The 17730-nt window shown below is 47.4% G+C and carries 15 protein-coding genes and 1 pseudogene; 10 read left to right on the top strand and 6 right to left on the bottom strand.

All coding sequences use genetic code 11. The features are described from left to right. Positions 1 to 88 precede the first annotated feature (88 nt). Both gsiC and gsiD read left to right on the top strand, forming a co-directional pair. Positions 89 to 1015 (top strand): glutathione ABC transporter permease GsiC, encoded by a 927-nt coding sequence (gene gsiC, locus Q1A40_RS02180; RefSeq protein ID WP_299997185.1) that lies wholly within the window; start codon positions 89 to 91, stop codon positions 1013 to 1015. Beyond that, positions 1012 to 1923, top strand: coding sequence for a glutathione ABC transporter permease GsiD (gene gsiD / locus Q1A40_RS02175; protein WP_299997183.1), 912 nt, complete (start codon positions 1012 to 1014; stop codon positions 1921 to 1923). The genes gsiC and gsiD overlap by 4 nt, the downstream gene beginning before the upstream one ends. Before the next feature lie 163 nt (positions 1924 to 2086). Here the strand turns inward: gsiD and rimO are convergent, their stop codons facing one another. Together rimO and Q1A40_RS02165 are read right to left on the bottom strand one after the other, a co-directional pair. Continuing rightward, positions 2087 to 3394 (bottom strand): 30S ribosomal protein S12 methylthiotransferase RimO, encoded by a 1308-nt coding sequence (gene rimO, locus Q1A40_RS02170; protein WP_299997181.1) that lies wholly within the window; start codon positions 3392 to 3394, stop codon positions 2087 to 2089. 398 nt (positions 3395 to 3792) lie between these two features. Then, entirely contained in the window at positions 3793 to 4419 is a 627-nt protein-coding gene (locus Q1A40_RS02165; RefSeq protein ID WP_299997878.1) for a glutathione S-transferase family protein, read from the bottom strand. 295 nt (positions 4420 to 4714) lie between these two features. On the opposite strand from Q1A40_RS02165, the gene dacC reads away from it, so the two are divergent. Beyond that, positions 4715 to 5905, top strand: a complete 1191-nt coding sequence (gene dacC, locus Q1A40_RS02160) for a serine-type D-Ala-D-Ala carboxypeptidase (protein WP_299997876.1) — start codon at positions 4715 to 4717, stop codon at positions 5903 to 5905. A 5-nt stretch (positions 5906 to 5910) separates the two neighbouring features. Here dacC and deoR read toward each other — a convergent pair whose 3' ends face one another. Next, positions 5911 to 6669 carry a DNA-binding transcriptional repressor DeoR gene (gene deoR / locus Q1A40_RS02155; protein ID WP_299997179.1) on the bottom strand — a complete coding sequence of 253 codons (759 nt, stop codon included), beginning with the start codon at positions 6667 to 6669 and terminating at the stop codon, positions 5911 to 5913. Positions 6670 to 6854: 185 nt separating this feature from the next. Further along, the gene (gene ybjG, locus Q1A40_RS02150; RefSeq protein ID WP_299997874.1) at positions 6855 to 7463 is read right to left on the bottom strand and encodes an undecaprenyl-diphosphate phosphatase; all 609 of its coding nucleotides are present in this window, start codon (positions 7461 to 7463) and stop codon (positions 6855 to 6857) included. 585 nt (positions 7464 to 8048) lie between these two features. Between ybjG and Q1A40_RS02145 the strand changes: the two genes are divergently transcribed. Further along, positions 8049 to 9281, top strand: coding sequence for an MFS transporter (locus tag Q1A40_RS02145; protein WP_299997177.1), 1233 nt, complete (start codon positions 8049 to 8051; stop codon positions 9279 to 9281). Positions 9282 to 9446: 165 nt separating this feature from the next. Here the strand turns inward: Q1A40_RS02145 and putP are convergent, their stop codons facing one another. Then, complete coding sequence (gene putP, locus Q1A40_RS02140; RefSeq protein WP_299997174.1) at positions 9447 to 10955, bottom strand: sodium/proline symporter PutP; 1509 nt, start codon at positions 10953 to 10955, stop codon at positions 9447 to 9449. Positions 10956 to 11298: 343 nt separating this feature from the next. Here putP and Q1A40_RS02135 point away from each other — a divergent pair. Beyond that, positions 11299 to 11397, top strand: a pseudogene (locus Q1A40_RS02135) (VOC family protein); the annotation flags it as partial. A 100-nt stretch (positions 11398 to 11497) separates the two neighbouring features. On the opposite strand, the gene metG reads toward Q1A40_RS02135, so the two are convergent. Further along, on the bottom strand, positions 11498 to 13534 hold the full coding sequence (metG, locus tag Q1A40_RS02130) for a methionine--tRNA ligase (protein WP_299997171.1): 2037 nt from the start codon (positions 13532 to 13534) through the stop codon (positions 11498 to 11500). 151 nt (positions 13535 to 13685) lie between these two features. On the opposite strand from metG, the gene apbC reads away from it, so the two are divergent. The 5 genes from apbC to Q1A40_RS02105 all read left to right on the top strand — a co-directional run bounded on the left by apbC (position 13686) and on the right by Q1A40_RS02105 (position 17719). Further along, complete coding sequence (apbC, locus tag Q1A40_RS02125) at positions 13686 to 14798, top strand: iron-sulfur cluster carrier protein ApbC (RefSeq protein WP_299997169.1); 1113 nt, start codon at positions 13686 to 13688, stop codon at positions 14796 to 14798. A gap of 129 nt (positions 14799 to 14927) precedes the next feature. Beyond that, complete coding sequence (locus tag Q1A40_RS02120; RefSeq protein WP_299997166.1) at positions 14928 to 15410, top strand: DUF1456 family protein; 483 nt, start codon at positions 14928 to 14930, stop codon at positions 15408 to 15410. Between the two features lie 407 nt (positions 15411 to 15817). Continuing rightward, positions 15818 to 16279, top strand: a complete 462-nt coding sequence (locus tag Q1A40_RS02115) for a PTS sugar transporter subunit IIA (protein ID WP_299997164.1) — start codon at positions 15818 to 15820, stop codon at positions 16277 to 16279. Next, complete coding sequence (locus Q1A40_RS02110) at positions 16276 to 16599, top strand: PTS fructose transporter subunit IIB (RefSeq protein ID WP_299997161.1); 324 nt, start codon at positions 16276 to 16278, stop codon at positions 16597 to 16599. Before Q1A40_RS02115 ends, Q1A40_RS02110 begins: the two co-directional genes overlap by 4 nt. 13 nt (positions 16600 to 16612) lie before the next feature. Continuing rightward, the gene (locus Q1A40_RS02105; protein WP_299997158.1) at positions 16613 to 17719 is read left to right on the top strand and encodes a PTS fructose transporter subunit IIC; all 1107 of its coding nucleotides are present in this window, start codon (positions 16613 to 16615) and stop codon (positions 17717 to 17719) included. The last annotated feature ends 11 nt before the right edge of the window (positions 17720 to 17730 follow it).

Raw genomic sequence — 17730 nt, 5'->3', positions numbered from 1 at the left:
GCAGGATGGATGGTGCTGCGCGCCATCCATTATTGGTTTTTCTGTGGCAAGGCAGATTGCTTTGCCTTTTTGTGTGACAGGGGCAATATTGTTCAATTATTTCCTCAAACGTCTGTTGGGGTTGATTCCGACACTGCTGATTGTGGCAGTGATTGTGTTTTTATTCGTTCATCTGTTACCGGGTGACCCTGCGCGTATTATTGCCGGACCCGAGGCGGACGCCTCGGTTATTGAGCTGGTTCGCGAAGAGCTGGGTTTGAACAGACCGTTATGGTCACAGTTCCTGCACTATATGGGTAATATCCTGCATGGTGATTTCGGCACTTCACTGGTTTCAAAACGCCCGGTCACGGAAGAAATCGCCAGTCGTTTTATGCCCACATTACTGCTGACGCTTGCCAGCATGGCATGGGCGACATTATTTGGATTGATTATTGGTATTGTTGCGGCGGTTTGGCGTAATCGCTGGCCGGATACACTGAGTATGGTGATTGCTGTGTCGGGTATCTCTTTTCCGGCTTTTGCTTTAGGGATGCTGCTGATGCAGATATTCTCAGTTGAGCTGGGCTGGTTACCGACGGTCGGCGCAGATAGCTGGCAACACTATATTTTACCCTCGCTGGCTCTGGGGGCCGCCGTCGCTGCAGTCATGGCTCGTTTTACCCGCGCCTCATTTGTAGAGGTGCTACAGGAAGATTATATCCGCACCGCCCGTGCTAAAGGCTTAAGCGAAACTCTTGTCATTACCCGACATGGCCTGCGTAATGCCATGATCCCGGTATTGACCATGATGGGCCTTCAGTTTGGTTTTTTGCTGGGGGGATCGATAGTTATCGAAAAGGTATTTAACTGGCCAGGGCTTGGACGGTTACTGGTGGACTCGGTTGAAATGCGCGATTATCCGGTGATTCAGGCCGAAGTGCTGTTATTTTCGCTGGAGTTTATTGTGATTAACTTAGTGGTGGATCTTCTCTATGCCGCCATTAACCCGACCATCAGGTATCAATCAGGATGAAGCTGTTTAACTGGCGACGCCAGGCCATTCTCAATGCTATGCCTATTGTGAAACCAGGAAGGATGAATACTCCCTGGCAGACCTTCTTACGACGTATTTCCCGCCAGCCGGTGGCGATGATCTCCGGGGGCTTTATCGTTTTGCTGATAGCGGTCGCTCTGATTGCTCCGTGGATTGTACCTTATAATGCGGAGAACTATTTCGATTACGAAAAGCTTAATGCCGGGCCTTCACTCAGCCACTGGTTTGGCGTTGATTCACTGGGTCGGGATATTTTCAGCCGGGTACTGGTAGGCGCACGTATCTCATTAGCTGCAGGTGTCTTTTCGGTGCTGATTGGTGCCATGATCGGCACTTTTTTTGGCTTGCTGGCGGGGTATTATGAAGGTCTGTGGGACCGCATTATCATGCGTATCTGCGATGTATTATTTGCCTTCCCGGGGATCTTGCTGGCGATTGCGGTAGTGGCGGTGATGGGCAGTGGGATGACGAATGTTATCATCGCTGTTGCCATCTTTAGTATCCCGGCCTTTGCTCGCCTGGTTCGTGGCAATACGCTGGTGCTAAAACAACAAACCTATATTGAGTCAGCCCGCAGTATTGGCGCTTCAGACGCTACCATTATCTTCCGCCATCTGTTACCCGGGACGGTGTCATCGATAGTGGTTTATTTTACTATGCGTATTGGAACGTCGATTATCTCTGCCGCCAGTTTGTCATTCCTCGGACTGGGAGCACAGCCCCCGACACCTGAATGGGGAGCGATGCTCAATGAGGCGCGGGCTGATATGGTTATAGCGCCGCATGTGGCTATTTTTCCAAGCCTGGCAATATTCTTTACTGTACTGGCGTTTAACTTATTGGGCGATGGGCTACGTGACGCACTGGATCCAAAACTGAAAGGTTAATAATCTCCCTTTCCTGTGATGAGGAAAGGGGCGATGCCTCATACTTCAAGCCGTCTGGGTGTTGCTGGCATTCATGCCGTCGAATCACATAGTGTATCTATGTTCATTGACGGCATGAGCTTGGCACCTACAAGCAACTCGAATTATTTGAGGTACACATTTATCAGACCAGTGAACCCCACAGGTCATATTCATCGGCGTTTTCAACTTTGACGCGCACGACATCCCCTGGTTTCACCTTGGTGGTCCCGTTTAAGTAGACTGCACCGTCAATTTCAGGGGCATCAGCCATACTGCGGCCTATCGCACCTTCTTCATCAACTTCATCAATCATTACCAGAATTTCACGGCCCACTTTCTCTTGCAGACGTTCGGCGGAAATCTGTTGCTGGAGTTGCATAAAGCGATTCCAGCGATCTTCTTTGACATCTTCCGGCACAGGATCGGGCAGTTCGTTGGCTTTTGCACCTTCAACCGGGCTGTATTTAAAGCAGCCGACCCTGTCGAGGCGAGCTTCTTTCAGGAAGTCCAGCAGCATCTGGAAGTCTTCTTCTGTTTCTCCCGGGAAACCTACGATGAAGGTTGAACGCAGGGTCAAGTCCGGGCAGATCTCGCGCCATTGTTTGATACGCTGCAATTGACGATCGACTGAACCCGGACGCTTCATTAACTTAAGAATGCGCGGACTGGCATGCTGAAGAGGAATATCCAGATAAGGCAGGATTTTTCCTTCGGCCATTAAGGGGATCACATCATCAACATGCGGATAAGGATAAACATAGTGTAGACGCGTCCAGACACCCAGCTTAGAGAGCTGTTCGCACAAACTGACCATACTGGTTTTAACTGGTGCACCATTCCAGAACCCGGTACGGTGTTTAACGTCAACGCCGTACGCTGATGTATCCTGAGAGATAACCAGCAATTCTTTAACACCAGACTCGACTAAGCGTTTCGCTTCTGCAAGCACATCACCGATTGGGCGACTGTCTAAATCACCGCGCATTGACGGAATAATACAGAAGGTACAACGGTGGTCGCAGCCTTCAGAAATTTTCAGGTAGGCATAATGACGAGGTGTTAATTTTACACCTTGCTCGGGTACCAGACTCAAAAATGGATTATGTTGTGGCTTGGGAACATAGTGGTGTACATGCTCCAGTACTTGTTCATAACTATGAGGGCCGGTAATTTCCAGCACCTTAGGATGAACTTCACGAATTTGATCTTCTTTAGCACCCAGACAGCCGGTAACAATCACTTTACCGTTCTCTTTTAGTGCTTCTCCAATAGCTTCTAATGACTCTTGCACTGCACTGTCAATGAAACCACAGGTGTTGACGATAACCATATCGGCATCATCGTAACTCGGTACGACTTCATAGCCTTCAGTCCGAAGTTCCGTCAGGATCCGCTCAGAATCCACAAGGTTTTTCGGACAGCCTAACGATAAAAATCCAATCTTTGCCATTTTATTATTCTATACATTGCACACAATTGACGGGGATTATACATACCCCTCAACCTGACAGCTATACCCGTTATACTTCAAGTTGCCTGTGCGTCGCTCACCTGAATCACTTACCTCCGTAAGCTTATTGGGATCCTCTCACTTGCCGCGTTACGAGACTCATAAATGAGTCTCGCCCTGACGGGTCAACGCTTTGCGTTGTTCAAAACGTGAATGTTTGTCATACAACTCGAATGATTTTGGGGAGATGTCCATAGAAGATATGTCAGTACCCGATGGAGGGCGTGAGTCGGTGTGATTAATGTAGTCATATGAAAATGAATGGTTTTTTGATGCCTTTGAAGCACAAAAAGCGGGGCAGGCAGTGTAAATATACCTGAACCCGCCGCGAATAGAGGTTAGCTAATGCCAATCATGATTTTTTTCTGGAATGCCGGGCGCTGGGTCAGTTGCTGATACCAGCGCTGTAAATGGGGAGCACTATCCCACTCAATATTCAGACTAAATAAATTATAGATGACAGGACCAAGCGCGATATCGCCAGGCCCGAAAGTGTCACCCCCCAGCCATTTTTTTCGCGCCAGTTCTGCATCAACAATGGCAAATTGTTGATTACAAGCGGCGATACCTCTGGCAATCAGTTCTGAGTCTTGCTGTTCAGGTGTAAAACGTACCAGACTGATAAACACATCGCGATGCGGGCCTGCAAGCGTGGTTGCGGTCCAGTCCATCCATTTTTCACCTTTTGCCCGGGCTGCCGGACTATCCAGCCACAGTGAGCCTGTACCGTATTCTGCCGCCAGGTAACGAACAATGGTGTTCGATTCCCACAACGTGAGTCCGTGAGCATCATCATGCAGACAAGGAACCAGGCCATTAGGGTTCATCGCCAGATATTCTGCATCATGAGTAAGGCCAAACTGGCCACCAGCAGGAATGGAATGACAGGATAAATTCAATTCTTCCAGGCACCAGAGCACTTTTTTTACATTCGTAGAATTATCTCTTCCCCAAACAGTAATCATCATCTTTCCTTTGGATTAGTGAGGTTTTGAGTATGGCTTAACGACGGCCTGATGTCAGCTTACTGAAAGTAACAGACGCTCAATATGACTCATCACGGTGATAAAGTCCGAAAAAATGAGCAGCAACATAGGCATGTGAGCGGGAGATAGCATAAACTTAATAAACTTTACCAAGGCTACCGTTTATTTTAGCGGATAGCTGGGTTATTACTCTCATCCTGGAATAGGTTTCGCGGCGGCGCGTGCCGTCATTTCTTTAAATGGATATTCAGGTGGTTTTATGAAGAGCTTGCAAATGCCTGCAATGATACGCGCTGTTATCGCAGGAACGACCTTACTGTTGGTCACAGCTCCGGCATTGAGTGCTACTCAGATAGCCGATGCTCCGCAAATTGATGCAAAAGCATGGATCTTACTGGATTACTCAAGTGGTCAGGTGCTGGCAGAAGGTAGTGCTGACGAAAAACTTGATCCTGCCAGCTTAACGAAAATCATGACCAGTTATGTTGTTGGGCAGGCCCTGAAAAACGGCAAGATAAACCTCAATGATATTGTCACTGTAGGCAAAGATGCCTGGGCAACGGGGAACCCTGAACTGCGAGGCTCCTCTTTAATGTTTCTGAAACCGGGTGATTTGGTTTCTGTAGAAAACCTTAATAAAGGGGTGATTATTCAATCAGGAAACGATGCCAGTATTGCTATTGCTGACTATGTGGCAGGCAGTCAGGATTCGTTTATCAGTTTGATGAACAGTTATGCCCAACAGTTAAAACTCACTAATACGATGTTTAAAACGGTACATGGTCTTGATTCGCCAGGACAATATAGTACCGCACGTGATATGGCCTCTCTGGCTCGAGCCATGATCCATGATGTACCAGAAGAGTACGCCATTCATAAAGAAAAAGAATTCACCTTCAATAATATCAAACAACCAAACCGCAACCGTCTGTTGTGGAGCACTAATCTGAATGTCGACGGCCTGAAAACAGGCACCACTGCCGGCGCTGGCTATAATCTGGTCGCTTCTGCAACACAAGGTGATATGCGGCTGATTTCGGTGGTATTGGGAGCGAAAACTGATCGTATCAGGTTTAATGAAAGCGAAAAGCTGCTGACGTGGGGTTTCCGCTTCTTTGAAACTGTCACACCAATCAAACCCAATGCAACCTTTGTGACTCAACGCGTATGGTTTGGTGATAAGAGTGAAGTCAACCTCGGTGCCGGGGAAGGGGGCTCAGTAGCGATTCCGCGAGGTCAGCTAAAAAACCTCAGAGCAAGTTACACGCTGAATGAACCGCAACTGACAGCTCCTCTGAAAGCCGGGCAAGTGGTCGGAACGATTGATTTTCAGCTGAACGGTAATGTTATTGAGCAGCGTCCGTTACTGGTGATGGAAACGATTGAAGAAGCGGGCTTCTTTGGTCGAATCTGGGACTTTATATTAATGAAGCTGCACAGTTGGTTTGGTGGCTGGTTTTCCTGATAGCCTTACCAGATCAGATTAAGATCTCCCGCTGCAGCATAGTCAACAAAGGCTTCAGCGGGTCTTTCATTGGTTATCAGGGTGTCAAAAGCTGTCAGCGGGCCCATACACGCGGCGCGAACTTGATTAAATTTACTGTCATCAACGACTAATACACGCTGCTGTGCCATCGCCAGTGCCCATTGCTTCACCGGTAACTCATCAAGATTAAAGCAGGTCACCCCCTGACGGATATGAACGCCGGCGGCAGACAGAAACGCGATATCCGGGCAGAGATTGTTGAGACACTCCTGGAAATTAATCGGTTTGAAAATGGCATTACTGGAATGAAACTCCCCACCGCTTAAGATAACCCGACAGTGTGGTTTTTTCTGCAGAGCCAGAAAAGTATTTAGTGAATAACATAGACCGGTAAAAGGCAGGGCATCGTCCAGAGCTTCGATAATATAGGGCATTGTGGTGCCGCAATCGAAAAAAACGGTTTGGTGGGGATGTACATATTCGGCGGCCAGTTTCGCTGCGTGGCGTTTCTCCGATATTTTCAAGGCTTGCTGATCGTTGAGCAAGTAATGGCTGGCTACCCGGGGTTCGATGACAATATAGCCGCCCAGAAGTGCCAGAGGGCCATCGTTATCGCTTAGATCACGACGAACAGTCATCTCAGAGACCCCCAGAAGTTCGGCGGCATCTTTCAGATGTATTTTATCTGCCTGTTTTAGCGCTTGAATCAGACGAGTAATACGACCGTTACGTCGGATTTCCATAGTGCTCTCCGGACATGAAAAAACCCGGAATACCGGGCCAGAATAAATAACAAAGAATCAATACATTGACGCTTTGTTACCCCAATTCGTGGTTATTTTACTGGCAACATACTCAGACTGAATCTGATCAATCAGATTCAGTCTGAAAGATAACATATTCTATCAGCAATGACGTTTCATGACAGTTAGCCGCGTATCCAGTCTCTACGAATCAAGCGAGCAAAGACGATTCGGTGTAACTGATGCAGACGCCGATAAATAAACACTCCACATACTGACCAAGTCAACTGGGTCAGAGCGCAAGAGAGCAGGGCGACCAGGAAACCACCGACCATATCCAGAGGCCAGTGAACACCGAGATAGACGCGTGACCAGGCAATCGCTACACCAACAGCCATCAACGCAATACCGGACCATAAGCGATACCAGAATAAAAAGCCGAGGGCAAAGGTGAAAATGATCGTGCCGTGATTACTTGGGAACGAGTAGTTATCTTTATGCGGTAAGAAGTTATAGCCAATTCCGCTGATGAAAGGGCGATCGTGAGGGTAAATTTTACCAATCAGCCAGGATAAGAAAAGGCCGATGGCTACGGCTATCACTACTTTGACGACCAGCTGACGGCGGACCTTCATTTGACCTGTAGGCCCCCACAACCAAAATATTGCACTCAGAATAGGCACAATCAGAATCAAGTCTTTGGCGGTAAGTGCCGCGAGTCTTAACAACCATGTGGGTGAATCCGGTGTCGCATTGATCCATAAAAAAAGCGACTGATCGAGAGTTTCCATCATAATATGTTCTGTTCCTAAACAAGCAGGCAAAATAGCGTTATTCGCTATAGCCGCATAAATATTGACAGTCGTTAAGGCTGCCAGTAAAGGTTCCCAGTGGTAACACAGGCAAAACGACAAAATATAGAGACGTCGCCTGCTAAGATAAAGCAGCATTATCCTGGTTTTGCGTATACCCGTCATACTTCAAGTCGCCTGGGCATTGCCTGTACTTAGCCCGTCGAATCAAATAGTTATCTATACCCGTCATACTTCAAGTTGCTTGGGTGTTGCCTGCGTCCAGCCCGCCGAATCACAGAGTGTATCTATGCTCATCGACGCGCCTCACTTCGCGCCTACAAGCAACTCGAATTATTTTGGGTATATACTCATCAAGGGGTTGAACTTGTCGCCTGCAGGTAACGCGAGTTATCGTGGGTATAAACAGGATAATAACAGCAAAATATTCTCAAGGGGTTAATAAAAACGTAACAAAAATGAGTTATCATTTGCCGGCTGAACTACAAAAATGTTTATTACCGACTTCCATTATAATCTATGCAGGGCGCTTAGCGACACTGCGTATTTTTACCTTCTGAGTTTTCAATGCCAAATAATAAGACAGCTAATAAATCTTTAGGGCGTCAGGCGCTTTTGTTCCCGCTCTGTCTGGTGCTTTATGAGTTTTCCACCTACATTGCCAACGATATGATCCAGCCCGGAATGCTGGCCGTCGTGGAACAATATCAGGCCGGTATTGAGTGGGTTCCGACCTCAATGACCGCTTATCTGGCCGGCGGTATGTTTTTACAATGGTTACTGGGGCCTCTTTCGGATCGTATTGGCAGACGCCCGGTGATGTTAGTAGGCGTGGTATGGTTTATCGTCACGTGCCTTGCGACACTGCTGGCGCAAAATATCGAGCAGTTTACCGTACTGCGTTTTCTGCAAGGAATTAGCCTCTGTTTTATTGGCGCAGTGGGATATGCCGCTATTCAGGAGTCTTTTGAAGAGGCTGTGTGCATAAAGATCACCGCGCTAATGGCTAACGTCGCATTGATTGCCCCGTTGTTAGGACCCTTGGTTGGTGCGGTATGGGTTCATGTTGCCCCCTGGGAAACGATGTTTATTCTGTTTGCTGTTCTTGGGGCAATTGCGTTCTTTGGTTTGAATAAAGCCATGCCCGAAACGGCAACGCGCATAGGTGAGAAGCTTTCATTCTCTGCGCTATGGCATGACTATAAACAAGTGCTGAAGAACGTGCGTTTTATTGCCGGTTCTCTGGGGCTGGGTTTTGTCAGCCTGCCATTGCTCACCTGGATTGCCCAGTCCCCGGTTATTATTATCAGCGGTGAACAACTCAGTACTTATGAGTACGGATTATTGCAGGTACCTGTTTTTGGTGCACTGATTGCCGGTAACCTGGTGCTGGCAAAACTAACCTCTCGCCGTAGTGTACGAAGTCTGGTGATTATGGGGGGCTGGTGGATTGTGCCGGGTCTGGCAGTGGCGGCAATCGCGACGGTCATCTCCTCTCATGCTTATCTGTGGATGACGGCAGGTTTAAGCATTTATGCCTTTGGTATCGGTATTGCGAATGCCGGGCTGGTACGTCTGACGCTGTTTTCCAGCGAGATGAGTAAAGGAACCGTGGCGGCGGCCATGGGCATGATCCAGATGCTTATCTTTACTGTCGGCATTGAGCTCAGTAAACATGCTTATATCGCTGGTGGCGCAGGGGCGTTTAATCTAATAAGCCTGCTGGGAGGCATGTTCTGGCTTGGACTGATGTTCATCTTTCTTAAGGATAAACGTGTCGGGCAGGCCACTACCGTTTAATTTTACGCGATAATGCAAGGCCATCGATGTCGAAGTCAGTTGCCTTGCAGCCTGAATTAAAAACTTGAGCACGGTGATACCAACCCTGTACTTTTAATTTTTTTAACACCAAAGGGATAGCGTGTGACGACTATCCCTTTGATGCATGTTGAGGCAATAAGCAGATTATTTTGTCTGTAAAGGTGATGCTGGTGCAGAGTGATAATATTCATCCGCTTCGACAAAACGTTTATGCATGGCTGCAGAAGGCACTTTATCCAGCAAGCTGAACACCACTATGCCAATGCTACCGAATACAAAGCCCGGAATAATTTCATACAGACCTAACCAGGCAAACTGTTTCCAGACAATGACGGTGACTGCACCAATAATCATCCCGGCGAGCGCCCCGTTACGCGTCATGCGTGACCACATGACAGAGAACAGGACTATCGGGCCAAATGCAGCACCAAAGCCTGCCCAGGCATAACTCACCAGACCAAGAACGCGGTTTTCTGGATTAGCGGCCAGTGCAATAGAGACCAGCGCCACGACCAGTACCATTACGCGTCCAATCCAAACCAGTTCTTTCTGACTGGCATTCTTACGCAGAAATGCCTTATATAAATCTTCGGTGATTGCACTGGAGCATACCAGCAACTGGCAGCTTAATGTTGACATGACGGCGGCAAGGATCGCCGATAACAGAATACCGGCGATCCATGGATTAAACAGAATTTGTGCCAGTTCGATAAACACCCGTTCAGCATTTTGGTCAACTTGTGCGGCCTGCAGCGGGTTGTTGCCGAAGTAAGCAATACCGAAGAATCCCACCGCTACGGCTCCCGCCAAACACAAAATCATCCAGATCATACTGATACGTCGTGCATGAGTAATACTGTGGTGAGAATCTGCCGCCATAAAGCGCGCGAGAATATGAGGCTGGCCAAAGTAACCTAAACCCCAGCCCAGCAGGGATATAATGGCCACGAAGTTCAGGTCTTTGAACATATCCACATTCTCAATGCTTTTTTGTTTGATGACTTCCAGAGACTCTTCAAATCCTCCTACGCCAATAATCACCATGACTGGGGTAAGGATCAGAGCAAAAATCATCAGACTTGCTTGCACCGTATCGGTCCAGCTTACCGCCAGGAAGCCGCCAATAAAGGTGTACAGAATAGTTGCAGCAGCCCCTGCCCAAAGCGCAGATTCGTAGCTCATACCAAAGGTGCTTTCGAACAGGCGAGCCCCGGCCACAATCCCTGATGCGCAATAAATAGTAAAAAATACCAGGATCACCGCTGCGGAAATAATACGCAGAATACGACTTTTATCTTCGAAACGACTGGAGAAATAGTCTGGCAGTGTCAGGGCGTTATTATTGAACTCGGTGTGTACGCGTAAACGTCCAGCCACTAATTTCCAGTTGATCCATGCGCCCAGTATCAGCCCTATAGCTATCCAGCTTTCGGAAATCCCCGACAGAAAAATGGCTCCCGGCAGGCCCATCAGTAGCCAGCCGCTCATATCTGATGCGCCAGCGGAAAGCGCGGTAACGAACGGACCCAGACTGCGGCCACCGAGAATATAATCGTCAAAGTTTTTGGTTGAACGCCATGCCAATATCCCAATCAATAACATGCCAAAAATATAGATACAAAATGTCACTAACAACGGTGTACTTATAGACATCAAAACTCTCCAAAATCACATACTGACAATACCGTGGCTTGTCATTTTTTACCCTGCCGGAAGTGAAGGTCGCTTCCAATCGATTTAACATATTTCCTACACTAACTTTGTTCCCGAGTAGACAGCCATTTTCCAGAGGTTGCACTCCCTCACGTTTTTCAAGGTTGCACCTTTAAAAAGTGTTAACTGCCTCGGAGAAAAAATTTCGCGGTTTCCATCGCCTTCTTTAAGCAATCCATTCATTAACATTTTATTCATTATCATACTTGCATATCAGGTAACATTTAACGTGGTTGCACAAGGTTGCAACTTTGGGGCGTTTTCTGAACGAAAGGAATGGGTGATGAGAACACAGAAAAAATGCATAGGATATGTGGTTATTGTTGTGGATGATTACGACAGAGCGATTGACTACTACACGACTCAACTCGGTTTTACTGTTTTCTCTGGCCGCGCCAGCCGTTAAAAAAATACCGGTAACCTCAGGTCACCGGCATCAGAGTTAAGTCCCGGTCAGAGCATGTCACCCTGAACATAACGTCTTATTTAACGGACATCCCCGGCTGTGCGCCGCTATCCGGGCTTAACAGGAAGATATCTGAACCGCCAGGGCCTGCGGCCATAACCATACCTTCCGAGACACCAAAGCGCATTTTACGCGGAGCCAGGTTGGCAACCATTACCGTTAAACGGCCTTTCAGCGTTTCCGGGTCAGGATAAGCGGCACGGATACCCGAGAAGACATTACGTTTCTCACCACCCAGATCCAGCGTCAGGCGCAGCAGTTTGTCAGAGCCTTCAACAAACTCGGCATTTTCAATCAGTGCAATACGCAAGTCGACTTTAGCGAAGTCGTCAAAGCTGATGGTTTCCTGAATCGGCTCATCAGCCAGCGGGCCACTGACGAGAGGCGTTGACAAGGCTTTGACCTCTTCCTGAGAGGCTTCAACCAGCGCTTCAATCTGTTTCATGTCAATACGGTTGTACAGCGCTTTAAAGGTATTCACTTTATGATTGATTAGCGGGCTGTAAATACCGTCCCATGCCAGCTCTGTATTCAGGAAGGCTTCAGAACGCGCACTGAGTGAAGGTAATACCGGTTTCAGATAGGTCATCAAGACGCGGAATAAATTGATACCCATCGAGCAGATAGCCTGCAGTTTCGCATCCTGACCTTCTTGCCTGGCAACCACCCAAGGAGCCTGTTCATCCACATACCGGTTAGCGCTGTCAGCCAGAGCCATAATTTCACGCACCGCACGACCGAATTCCCGATTATTCCAGGCTTCGCCAATACTTTCTGCGGCATCAGTAAAGGTTTTATACAGCTCAGGATCGGCCACTTCAGCGGCTAACTGGCCGTCAAAACGTTTAGCGATAAACCCGGCATTACGTGACGCAAGGTTAACCACTTTATTGACGATATCGCTGTTAACACGCTGAACGAAATCTTCCAGATTCAGGTCGATATCATCGATATTTGGTGTGAGTTTAGCGGCGTAGTAATAACGTAAGCTATCGGCATCCAAGTGTTTCAGCCAGGTGCTGGCCTTAATAAAGGTGCCACGAGACTTAGACATCTTCGCGCCATTTACCGTGACATAACCGTGAACGAACAGGTTGCTCGGTTTACGGAACTGGCTGCCTTCCAGCATCGCGGGCCAGAACAAACTGTGGAAATAGACGATATCTTTGCCGATAAAGTGATACAGCTCGGCATCAGAGTCTTGTTTCCAGTATTCATCAAAGCTAGTGGTATCCCCGCGTTTATCACACAGGTTTTTAAACGATCCCATATAGCCGATAGGGGCATCCAGCCAGACGTAAAAGTACTTGCCCGGCGCATTCGGAATTTCAAAGCCAAAGTAAGGCGCATCGCGGGAAATATCCCACTGTTGCAGACCTGATTCGAACCACTCCTGCATTTTGTTCGCCACCTGCTCTTGCAGGGCGCCGCTGCGGGTCCAGGCCTGCAGCATTTCGCTGAATGCAGGTAAGTCAAAGAAGAAGTGCTCTGAATCACGCATCACCGGCGTGGCGCCGGAAATAACCGATTTAGGTTCAATAAGTTCGGTAGGACTATAAGTGGCACTGCACACTTCACAGTTATCGCCATACTGATCCGGGGCTTTACATTTAGGGCAGGTGCCTTTTACAAAACGATCGGGCAGGAACATGCCTTTTTCCGGATCGTAAAGCTGCGAGATAGTGCGGTTTTTAATAAAACCGTTCTCTTTCAGACGGCCGTAAATTAACTCAGAAAGCTCACGGTTTTCTTCGCTGTGCGTTGAGTGATAGTTATCATAACTGATATCAAACCCAGCAAAATCAGTTTGATGCTCCTTACTCATCTCGGTAATCATCTGCTCAGGGCTGATTCCTGACTGCTGTGCTTTCAGCATGATTGGCGTGCCGTGGGCATCATCGGCGCAGATAAAGTCTACCTTGTGGCCGCGCATTCGTTGGTAACGGACCCAGACATCAGCCTGAATATGCTCCAGCATGTGACCGAGGTGGATTGAGCCGTTTGCGTACGGCAGAGCGCACGTTACCAATATTTTTTTCGCGGTTTGAGCCATAGTAGGAATTGCATCTTCTGAATAGAAAAGGGGTTTTGATATTACCGGATTGGCATTTGTTTAGCAAAATCCAGCGTCAATATGAATTGCTGCCACGCTTTCTGGTATGATGAGGGGATTGCAATGTCCGATAAAACCTTAAGGAGTTGGGATGAACCCGCAATCACCCTCCAGCTTATCCCCGGATCAACTGAACGTTATTGTTGCCGGAACCTTGGCTAATTTTAAACATCCGACCTTAAAACATAATCTCACCACGTTAAATGCGTTACACCATGTCGCTATGCTCGATGGCATACTGCATATTGAGTTGCAGTTACCTTTTGCCTGGCGCAGTGGCTTTGAGGCTCTGAAGCAAAGCTGTAGTCATGACTTGGTCAGTATGACGGGCGCTAAAACCATTGAATGGTCGCTACGCCATAAAATCGCGACCCTGAAGCGGGTAAAAAACCAGCCGGGCATTAATGGTGTGAAAAACATTATTGCTATCACCTCAGGTAAAGGTGGTGTCGGGAAGTCGAGCACCGCGGTTAATACGGCGCTGGCGCTTGCCGCTGAAGGTGCAAAAGTCGGTATTCTTGATGCGGATATTTACGGTCCGTCGATCCCCAATATGCTGGGTACTGAGCATCAGCGCCCGAGTTCACCCGATGGCAAGCATATGGCACCGATTGAAGCCTTTGGACTGGCAACGAATTCCATTGGTTATCTTGTGACTGACGAAAACGCGATGGTCTGGCGTGGGCCGATGGCCAGTAAAGCGCTGATGCAGATGCTTCAGGAAACCCTGTGGCCAGACCTGGACTATTTAGTTATCGATATGCCTCCGGGTACGGGGGATATTCAGCTTACGCTGGCACAAAATATTCCGGTTACTGGGGCTGTCGTCGTTACAACACCACAAGATATCGCGCTGATCGATGCGAAAAAAGGCATTGTGATGTTTGAGAAAGTAGAAGTGCCGGTTCTGGGCATTGTTGAAAATATGAGTATGCATGTTTGCAGTCAGTGCGGACACCATGAGCCTATCTTTGGTACCGGTGGGGCTGAAAAACTGGCTGAGCAGTACAACACTCAGTTACTTGGGCAACTACCGCTGCATATCTCGCTTCGGGAGGATCTTGATGCCGGAACGCCGACCGTTGTCAGTCGTCCGGAAAGTGAGTTTACCGAACTCTATCGCCAGCTTGCGGGACGTATAGCAGCAGACTTGTACTGGAATGGTGAAATCATTCCGGGTGAGATTGCTTTCCGCGCAGTATAACGGCACTTCAATCACGGCGGGAACAATCTGGTTCCCGCTGGCTGGCAGCAAGAAAAACTGCTGCGGTTTTCATTACAATATCATCGCAGATCTATATACTGCCCGTTTTAAATCTCGAGACTTTGCTCCATGCTAAATAATGATGTCTTGCGCGCTGTGCGCTACATGCTGAACCTGAACAATGATCAAATCGTTGCTATTCTGGCACTCACCGATACTGAGGTTCTGCCTGCCCAAATAGCCACATGGGTAAAGAAAGAAGACGAAGAGGGGTTCAGCAGCTGCCCGGATATCGTGATGGCGCAATTTCTTAACGGTCTTATCTATTTCCGTCGCGGAAAAGATGAAAGTAAACCCGCCCCCAAAATTGAGCGCAAAATGTCCAATAACATTGTGCTCAAAAAACTGCGTATTGCTTTTGAACTGAAATCAGACGACGTACTGGAAATACTGACTGAGCAAGAGTTCCGTATTGGCATGCCTGAGATCACTGCCATGATGCGTAACCCGGATCATAAGAACTATCGTGAATGTGGCGATCAGTTTCTGCGCTATTTCTTACGCGGTTTAACCCAGCGTATTAAACCGTCAAAACCTGAGTCATCTTCCTGAGTTATCTTTTTTTGATTTGATAAGTAAAGCAGCGAGACCAGGGGATCGTGACCTGTTCTTGCTTTCCGCTTATTGCTTATTCAGGCAATAAACCGCCCTGTATCTCTTTCATCTTGCTGCCTCATTGCTATTCTCCTCACATCACTTGTTCAGAATTCACCCGAAAAAACGCCTCATACAAGGCTGTAGATCCCAATATTGGCTTTCTGAATTTCATCTTTCCCCCTCAAAAAACATGATGTGAGTCACATTTCATGGTCGTTTTATGATCCGGCTCGCCCTTTTTATCCCTTCGATAGAAGGTGTTTCCTCTTTGAGGCGGAAAACGCCTGTCTGTTTATCGACAAAATAAGATTTAGTATCTCAATCAACATAATTGAATTAATACAGGGATCAGAGGTACCGATATGCTCATTGCCAGAGACAATATTTTTTTAAATCAGCGCTTCAAGGATAAAAAGGAGATTTTTCATTTCCTGGCATCGCATGCTGTTACCCAAGGCTGGGCTGAGGATGTGAATAAAATTGAAGCGGACCTTTGGGAGCGTGAAAATCAATATTCTACTGGCTTTGAAAATCAAATAGCTATTCCCCATGCTAAAACAGCCAATGTTTCTCAGGCGGGGGTGATCTTTATTCGCCTGGTAAAACCTATTGACTGGGAAAGTCTTGACGATCAGCCAGTACAAATTATTTTCGGTCTGCTAGTTCCTGAGGCGGGTGCCAAAGTATTGCATTTACAAATAATTAATAGCCTTGCCAGCGAAATTATTGACGACGAATTTAGAGAGCAATTATTCGCAATTAATGATGAAGAAGAGTTATTCCAATATATGAAATCTCGTATCGCAATTGAGGAAGAAGCATGAATATTGTTGGCGTTACATCCTGTATTGCAGGTTTAGCACATACCCCAATGGCTGCTAAATCACTGGAAAAAGAAGGTGCTCGTCTGGGCCATCAAGTAAAAATGGAACAACAAGGTGCGATGGGTATTTTAAATAAAATCTCTGCCGCAGAAATTGAAGCAGCAGATTTTGTTCTTATTGCTGCTGACCGTTCCATTGAAGAAGAAGAACGTTTTGCCGGAAAAATTATCATTCGGGTAAAAATCGGGCAATGCGTAAGCCATGCCTCTGATGTTATCACGAAATGTGTGACGGCCGTTGAGGCGCGTCAGAGTAAATAGACTGGGTGATTTTATGAAAAAAATAATGATAGATATAAAGAATCATCTTATGACAGGTATTTCCTACGCATTGCCTGTCATTATTGCCGGTTCACTGATGGTAGCAGTGGCCAAAATTATTGGTCTGGCTATTGGCGAATCCAATCTTGATGCTTTTGCCAATAGCAGCGGTCTGGAAAACTGGCTGTATCTGACTCAGGATATTGGCTTTAAAATCATTGGCCTGATGAATTATGTACTCGGTGCCTATGTTGCTTACTCCATTGCCGGAAAAAAAGGCCTCTCTGCGGGTTTTGCTGCCGGACTGATTGCCTCATTGACAGGTTCTGGCTTCCTCGGCGCAGTCGTGGGTGGCTTACTGGCGGGTTATTCTGCTGAGTGGGTATCACGCAAAATTCGGATTACCGGCTCTGCTGCAAGCTCTGTCCCGTTGATTATTCTGCCGTTTATCACTGTTGGCCTGCAAGTTCTGGTGATGTTGCTCCTGCTGGGCGATGTGCTTAGCTGGTTAAATACCGCTCTGATGACTTGGGTCAAAGAGATGACCGAAGACGGGACCAGCACGCTGGTGCTGGCTGCAGTTCTCGGGGGCATGATCTGTTTTGATCTTGGTGGCCCGGTTAACAAAGCGGCATGGGGTACGGCCAACGTGCTGTTTTTAAGTGGCGTTTATCTTCCTGCTATTCTGGTTAACGTGGCGATTATTATTCCACCTCTTGGTTATGCCGCGGCGCGTTTCTTACGTCCGAATAACTACAGCCAGACACTGAAAGAAGCCGGTAATGGTTCTGTTATTATGGGTATTCTCGGTATTTCTGAAGGTGCGATACCTTTCACTCTACGTAATCCTGCGCGCTTAATTCCGCTTAATGTGCTGGCGGGTGTTCTGGGTACGGTAACTGTTGCCTTGTTAAAAGCTTATCCTGTTATGCCTCCCCTGGGTGGATTATACGGTGGTTTTACTGTTGGTAACTCTTGGGCTTATTTTATCGGCGCTTTCGTTGGTGCAGCAGTTATTGCCTTTGGCGCGAATATGCTGGTGAACTTCAATGAAGATGAATCTCCTGCTAAGCCGGGCGAAAATAAAGCCACTGAAGAAATTGAAATAAAATTTGATTAATAGCTGCACTT

Origin of the sequence: uncultured Cedecea sp., from assembly GCF_947498825.1 — a bacterium.
Classification (GTDB): domain Bacteria; phylum Pseudomonadota; class Gammaproteobacteria; order Enterobacterales; family Enterobacteriaceae; genus JGM124.
This window is presented reverse-complemented; position numbering and strand designations above follow the sequence as displayed.